Origin of the sequence: Oceanivirga salmonicida (genome assembly GCF_001517915.1) — a bacterium.
GTDB lineage: Bacteria > Fusobacteriota > Fusobacteriia > Fusobacteriales > Leptotrichiaceae > Oceanivirga > Oceanivirga salmonicida.
In genome coordinates this window covers 1-7,990 of the sequence record NZ_LOQI01000071.1, presented here as the reverse complement: position 1 = coordinate 7,990, position 7,990 = coordinate 1, and the positions used below count along the sequence as shown (strand labels likewise).

Genomic DNA, 7,990 nt, shown 5'->3' with positions numbered 1-7,990 from the left:
GAATAGAAATGGTAATGCCAGGAGATAACGTAGCAGTAGAAGTAGCATTAATTCACCCAATAGCAATGGAACCAGGATTAAGATTTGCTATAAGAGAAGGTGGAAGAACAGTAGCATCAGGAGTAGTTTCAGAAATCAAAAAATAAATAAACATTTAGAATAAAAATAAGTTGCAAATAAGTAGTATAGGACTATTTATTGCAACTTTTTATTTATATATGAATATGTGTAAATATGTTTAAAAAAAGATACTGAGTTAATATGATTAGTTAAAACCATAATTTTCAGTATCTTAATTTCTGATATATTTAATTTTTGATATCTTAATTTTAAATATCTTTTATTCTTAAAATGTACTTACCCTTTTACTGCTCCAGCTGTAATTCCTTTTATAATTTGTTTTTGTGCTAAGAAGTAAAATATTATTACTGGTATTATAGCTAGTGTAAGTCCTGCTAATGCTAAATGCCACTGTTTAGTGTATTCTCCAAAGAAGAAAAACATTTTTAGTGGTATAGTTTCTGAACCATTTTTATTTATTACTAATGATGGTAATAAATAATCGTTCCAAATCCATATAGTATTTAGTATAGCAACTGTTACTGTCATAGGTTTTAGCATTGGAAATATTATATACCAAAACACTTGAAATCTATTACAGCCATCTATTATTGCTGCTTCATCTAATGCTCTGGGAACTGAATTTATAGCCCCATGGTATAGAAATATTGATAAACTTGAACCAAAGCCTAAGTACATATATATTATACCTACCCTATTTAGCATATTTAATTTTCCAAAAAATGATACTAATGGTATCATTACAGCCTGAAATGGTATTAACATAGCACCAATAAATATAAATAATACTATGGTACTAACTTTATTTCTTACTCTGGCTATTGCATATGCTGCCATAGATGAGAATATTATAATAACTAATACACTAATTACTGTAATTATTAATGAATTTATAAAAGTTTTTATAAAATCTAAATTTTGGGCTGCTAATACATAGTTTTTAAAATTTAATCCAGTTGGTAAACTTAAAGAAGAAGCAAATATTTCTTTTTTAGTTTTTAATGAATTAACCAACATTAAATAAAAAGGACCTAGCCATAAAATACCTAATAAAGGTGCTAAAATATAAATGATTTTTTTTGTTTTAAACATTAATATTCCACCTCTTTTCTTCTGTTATAATATACTTGAGTTAAAGATATAACTGCAATTATTATAAAAAAGATAATGGCCTTACTTTGAGCATATGACATTTTATTTGCAGAAAATGCAGTGTTATATATATTCATTGCTACCATTTGTGTTGAGTTATATGGTCCACCATTAGTTAATGATAAATTTTGGTCGTATAACTTAAAAGAATTTGATAGTGTTAAAAACATACTAACTGTAAATGCTGGTGCCACTAATGGAAATATTACATTTTTAAATTTTTGAATTGAATTTGCCCCATCAATTTCTGCAGCTTCTATTAAATCTTTGGGTATAGTTTCTAAATGTGCTATATATATTATCATGATATAACCAGCCATTTGCCAAGCTGTTAAGATTACTAATCCCCAAAATCCAGTATTAGTTGTAGAAAGCCATCCTTTAAGATTTTCAAACCCTATTTTATCTCCGATTGAATAAAACACTTCAATAAAAATAAATTGCCATATAAATCCTAATATAAGTCCACCAATTAAGTTAGGCATGAAAAAAACAGTTCTTAAAAGATTGGACCCTTTAAATTTTTGTGTTACTAATAATGCTAATCCTAAACCTAATGCATTTATTAATAAAACAGAAACTACTGCAAATTTAGTAGTAAACCATATAGAATTTAAAAATTCTTTATCTTTAAATAAATCAACATAATTTTTTAATCCTATAAATACAGGATTAGTTATACCATTCCAACTTGTAAATGAATAATATAGTCCATAAAAAAGAGGAACTATTACGACCATAAATAAGGCCGTAATAGTTGGTATTATAAATAACCAAAAGAACAATTCATGTTTTCTCTTATATTTAAACATAATGTTCTACTTTCTTGATTCTTGCCATGCTTGTTTAGAAGTGTTAATAACTTCATCAAATGTTGCATTACCACTTAAGTATTTTTGTAAGTTAGAACCTAATGTGTTCATTCCCCAACCTGATGGATAACCCATAAATACCCAGTTAAGAGTATTACCATCTTTTGAATAGTTATATACTACTTGTGATAATGGATCTACTATTTTTTCGTTTTCGTATCCCATATATGCAGGTATAAATTTAAATTTATTTATTACATAATCTTTTCCAACTTCAGATGAATACATCCAATTTAAGAAATCTTTAGCAGCTTCTTTTGAAGCATCGTCAGCATCTTTATTTACTGCCCAGAACATAGGAACTCCAACTGCTAATTTATTTTCAATAACACCTTCTGCAGGTATAGGTATCATACCTATATTTTCTGCTAATTTTGCATCTACTCCTGCAATTGAACTAAATGCCCAGTTACCTTGTTGTATCATAGCAACTTTACCAAGTGAGAATAATTTTTCAACTTGTTGTGAGTAATCTAAACTAACTGTTGGTTGTACTGAGTATTTATTTTGTAAATCAACTAATTGTTTATATTGATTTGCATATTCAAATTTTATTTCTTTTGCTTCAAATGCTTTAAGAATATCTCCATTAAATTCTGGTGATATGAATATATTTGATAAATGTAAACCAGTTACCCAAGTTTCTTTTGCAGGGAATGCAAATACTGCATCTAGCCCTAATTCAGCTTTTTTAGAATCTAGTATTTCAACTGCTTCTAATAAATCAGAATAAGTAATTAATTTAGAAGCATCTATATTAGCTTTTTCAAATACTTCTTTATTATATATTAAACCATAACCTTCTTGATTATATGGAACTCCATAAATGTTTCCATCTACTGTAACTCCTTCTAATAATTTAGGTATAGCCAAATCACTAATTTTAGAACCTTTAAGATTTTCTAATTTACTTTGTAAATCTTTAACATCTTGTGGACCACCTATATTAAATATTGTAGGTTCATCACCAGAAGCGAATTTTGCTTTTAATGCAGCACCATAATCTGCTCCACCACCAACTGTTGTGATATTAATGTTTACATTTTCATGTTCTTTCATATATTCTTTTGCTAATTCAGTAAACTGATCTTTAAATTCCACTTTAAATTGGAATATATTAATATTTACAGCTTCCCCTTCTTTTGAAGCTTCTTTGTCTCCTCCCCAACAAGACACTGTAAACATTGTAATAACTAATGTTGTTAACCATAATAATTTCTTTTTCATATTTAATTCCTCCTTATTATAAATCCCTTCTTTATAATATTTTATAGTAATTTTAATAATTGTCAAATCTTTATTTTGTGTAGTTATTCATTTCAGTATAATAATTTCTAGCAATTTTAATAATTATAAAATCCTTATTTTATGTAATTATTTATTTCAGTTTCATGTATATTCCAGATATCTTTTGCATATTCTTTTATAGTTCTATCAGATGAGAATTTACCACCATTTGCAATATTTTTAAGCATCATATTAGACCATTTTTCTTTGTTTCTATATGTTTTTGAAACTAGTTCTTGTGCTTTTCTATAACTATCAAAATCTTTTAATACAAAGTATACATCGGCTCTATCTCCATCTACACCATATAATAATGAGTTTTGTATTTCTTTAAATAATCCTGTGTTATTATCATCATAAGTACCATCTGTTAATTGGTCTATTACTTTTTGTAAACCTTCAACCAATTTGTATTCTTCAATAGGATTATATTCTCCTGAATCAGTTAATTTCTTAATTTCATCTGCTTTTAATCCGAATATGAAGGCATTTTCTGCTCCTGCTTCTTCAACTATTTCTATATTAGCACCATCTAATGTTCCAAGTGTCATAGCACCATTAATCATGAATTTCATGTTACCAGTACCAGATGCTTCTTTACCAGCAGTTGAAATTTGTTCTGATATATCAGCAGCAGGGAATATAATTTCTGCAAGAGATACTCTATAATTTTCTAAGAATACAACTTTAATTTTACCATTTATGCTTGCATCATTATTTATAACTTCTGCAATAGAATTTATTAACTTTATTATACCTTTTGCTCTTCTATAACCTGGTGCAGATTTAGCAGCAAATATAAAAGTTCTAGGTTCTATATCTAATAATGGATTATTTTTTATTTTATTGTATAAGTCCATTATATGTAAAACATTTAATAATTGACGCTTATATTCGTGTAATCTTTTAACTTGTATATCAAATATAGAGTTAATATCAACTTCTATTCCAGTAGTTTCTTGTATATATTTTGCAAGTCTTATTTTATTATTTTTCTTTATATTTAATAATTTATCTAACACTTCTTTATTATTTTCATATTTTTCTAAACCTTTTAATTTTTCAAGTTTAGTAATCCACTCATCACCTATAAGGCTAGTAATATATTCTGCTAATTCAGGGTTAGATTTTAATAACCATCTTCTTTGTGTAATACCATTTGTCTTGTTTTGGAATTTTTCAGGGTATAGTTTATACCAATCATTTAGTTCTTCATTTTTAAGTATTTCAGTATGTAACTGAGCAACTCCATTTACAGTATGAGAACCTACTATTGCAAGCCAAGCCATTTTTACTACACCATTAGAAATTATACTCATTTTATTTATTTTATCAAAATTATTAGGGTATTTTTCTTTTAATTCTACAACAAATCTTCTATTGATTTCTTCTATAATTTGATAAATTCTTGGTAATAATGGTTGAATTAAATTAATATCCCATTTTTCCAATGCTTCTGATAATATAGTATGGTTAGTGTATGCAAATACCTTTTTACATATTTTCCAAGATTCATTCCAACTTAATTTTTCATAATCTAAGAATATTCTCATAAGTTCAGGAATAGCAACTACTGGGTGAGTATCATTTAATTGTATTGCAATTTTATCAGCAAATTTATCAAAGTTATTACCGTATATTGATTTATATCTTCTAACTATATCTTGTAAAGATGCAGAAGTGAAGAAATATTGTTGTTTTAATCTTAACCATTTACCATTTCTTTCAGTATCGTTAGGGTATAATACTCTTGATATATCTTCGGCTTCAACTGCTTTTTCAGATGCTTGATTATATCTTTGTTCATTAAATAATTTTAAATCAAATCCTTCAGGTGAACTTGCTTCCCATAATCTTAATGTATTAATAACATCATTACCATAACCTATTATAGGGACATCATATGCTGTTGCTATAACATTTTCTGTATTAGTTCTTTTATAGTATTCTTTACCTACTTCATCTTTGTGTATTTCAACATTACCACCGAATTTTATTTCAACACATCTATCAAGTCTCTTAACAGACCACGGAGTACCGTATTTAGTCCAATTGTCAGGATATTCAACTTGGAAACCGTTTTCAATCTTTTGTTCAAACATACCATACTTGTATTTTAAACCATAACCATGTCCTGGTAAGCTTAAAGTTGCTAATGAATCTAAAAAGCAAGCTGCAAGTCTTCCTAATCCACCATTACCAAGTCCAGCATCCATTTCTTTATCTTCTATTTCGTTTAAATCTATATTTAATTCTTCTAAAATTTCTTTTACTAGTTTATCATATTTTAGATTTATTAAATTATTACCTAGATATCTTCCCATTAAAAATTCAGCTGATAAGTAATACATTTGTTTCATATTCTTTTTTGCATATGTTTTCTTTGTGTTGTACCATTTTTCTGTAACACTGTCCATTATTGCTCTTGAAACTGCATAATAAATTTCATAACTTTTTGCTTCTTCCATAGTTTTACCATATTGTCTTCTTAGCGAAAGCAATATTTTTTCTTTTAACTCTTCTTTTTTAATTGTATCCATTTATGATCTCCTTTTTTTCGTGATTAAATTAATTTTAACATTAGTTGATATTAATGTCAATTGTTTAGTGAAAATATATTTTCGGCTATATTTTGTGGTAGTATTTCAAGTAATTCTTCTAGTTTTGCATTAAAAATATTTTGTACTGTACCAAACTTTAAAAGTAATGCCTTTTTTCGTTTAGGACCAATACCTTCTATTTCATCTAGTTTACTTTTTAAAACTCTTTTAGATCTTAATTTTCTGTGATGCGTTATTCCAAATCTATGTGCTTCATCTCTTAGTCTTTGTAATAATTTTAAAACTTCATCATTTCTTTTGAAAATATATGGAATTTTTTGAGTATCTTTAAATATTTCTTCTTCTCTTTTAGCAATAGATAAAATATCAAGATATTCAATTTTATTAAGTTTAGTAAGTACATCTACTGCAACACCAATTTGTCCTTTACCACCATCTATTAATATTACATTAGGTAAATCCTTAATATCTAATTTTGAGTATCTTCTCGTAAGTGCTTCACGCATCATTAAAAAGTCATCTGGAGTTTCTTTTACTGTTATTTTAAAATGTCTATAACAACTATTTTTTAACTTTCCATCAACTGCTACACTCATAGATGCAACGGGATTTGTTCCTTGTATATTTGAAATATCAAAACATTCTATTCGTTTGGGTAAACTTTTAAGTTTTAAAGTCTCTTTTAATCTTTCTAATGTTGAAATATCAAGCTCTACTTTATTATAATATTGTTCTTTTTCACTAATTAAATTTGTATTTGCTAATTCTAATAATTCTTTATTTTGACTTTTAATTTTCGGTATGTATATTTTAGGAGATTTATTTTTTTCTTTTTTAAACCAATTTTGTAATATTTCCTTTTTATTTAAAAAATCATTACTTAGTACTATAATTTTAGGGATTGTAGTTTTTTCGTAAAACATAGAAACTAAGTTTTCTATATTGTCATCATCAACTAAGTCTTTAAACACATTAAAATATTTAGATATTAATTTACCTTTTCTTACACTAAGTATGCAAAGGAATAGAGCATCAGTATTTTTGAAAATAGTGAATATATCTTTATCATTTTCTCTTGTTATTTCAGTTATTTGGTTTTCTAATAATTTTTTAAACCCCTTTATTTTTTCTCTTTCTATAATTGCCTTTTCATATTCAAAATTTTTACTATATTCAAACATGTTAGTTTCAAGTTCTTTAAGTATAGAAGTATCTTTATTTTCTAAAAAATTAATTAGTTTTTTATACTGTGCTTTGTATTCGCTTACAGTTTTTTCATCTTTATAATAACAAGCCCCATTACATAGTCCCATATGATATTTTAAACAAGGTCTTTTATTGTTTTTATTAACATTAAGTCCACAATCGCTTACATTAAATACTTTAAGTAAATTTTTTATTAAAGTTTTAAGATTGATATTAGGAAAAGGTCCGTAATAATATGCATCTTGACTTTTGTTTCTTGTCATAGTAATTCTAGGTAAGTTTTCTTTACTTATTTTTATATACGGATAAGTCTTTTCATCTTTTAATAAAATGTTGTACTTAGGTTTATGTTTTTTTATTAAATTGTTTTCTAGTATAAAGGCTTCAATTTCATTATTGCATATGAAAAATTCAATATCAGCAATATTTTTAACTAATTCCATAGTCTTTCTATTATGTGAGCCTGTAAAGTATGAAGCAACCCTTTTTTTTAAGTTTTTTGCTTTACCTATATATATTATTTTATTTACTTTATTTTTCATTAAATATACACCAGAATTTTCTGGGATTTTTTTAATATCTATCATGTCATCACCTAGTAATATTTTAACATATATATATAAATCTGAAAAGATAAACATTTTACAAAAAAAAATAAAAAAAAGAAACTTCTGAGACAATAGCAGTTTCTTGAATTTTTTAAAAATTATAAATTTTTAAAAATAAGAAACTTGTAAGCGTGCATTTTTTTTAATTAAAAAAAAATGACTTGTTTTATCGCTTAACAGCAATTTAAAATCATTTTTTGTTCTTTATAAGGAAATTATAAAT

6 protein-coding genes are annotated in these 7,990 nt (G+C 26.0%); 1 reads left to right on the top strand and 5 read right to left on the bottom strand.

The window, feature by feature from the left end:
- The coding region (locus tag AWT72_RS09280; RefSeq protein ID WP_503465675.1) for an EF-Tu C-terminal domain-related protein at window positions 1-146 on the top strand (146 nt) is incomplete at its 5' end.
- Between the two features lie 211 nt (window positions 147-357).
- On the opposite strand, the gene AWT72_RS07440 is transcribed toward AWT72_RS09280, so the two are convergent.
- From AWT72_RS07440 to uvrC, 5 genes are all read right to left on the bottom strand, one after another.
- A complete protein-coding gene (locus AWT72_RS07440) occupies window positions 358-1,173 on the bottom strand; it encodes a carbohydrate ABC transporter permease (protein ID WP_067143133.1) in 816 nt (271 codons plus the stop codon).
- Complete coding sequence (locus AWT72_RS07435) at window positions 1,173-2,045, bottom strand: carbohydrate ABC transporter permease (protein ID WP_067143130.1); 873 nt, start codon at window positions 2,043-2,045, stop codon at window positions 1,173-1,175. Before AWT72_RS07435 ends, AWT72_RS07440 begins: the two co-directional genes overlap by 1 nt.
- 6 nt (window positions 2,046-2,051) lie before the next feature.
- Window positions 2,052-3,332 carry an ABC transporter substrate-binding protein gene (locus AWT72_RS07430; RefSeq protein WP_067143127.1) on the bottom strand — a complete coding sequence of 427 codons (1,281 nt, stop codon included), beginning with the start codon at window positions 3,330-3,332 and terminating at the stop codon, window positions 2,052-2,054.
- Window positions 3,333-3,466: 134 nt separating this feature from the next.
- On the bottom strand, window positions 3,467-5,932 hold the full coding sequence (locus AWT72_RS07425; protein ID WP_067143124.1) for a glycogen/starch/alpha-glucan phosphorylase: 2,466 nt from the start codon (window positions 5,930-5,932) through the stop codon (window positions 3,467-3,469).
- Window positions 5,933-5,988: 56 nt separating this feature from the next.
- The gene (gene uvrC / locus AWT72_RS07420; RefSeq protein ID WP_082680590.1) at window positions 5,989-7,746 is read right to left on the bottom strand and encodes an excinuclease ABC subunit UvrC; all 1,758 of its coding nucleotides are present in this window, start codon (window positions 7,744-7,746) and stop codon (window positions 5,989-5,991) included.
- Window positions 7,747-7,990 lie beyond the last annotated feature (244 nt).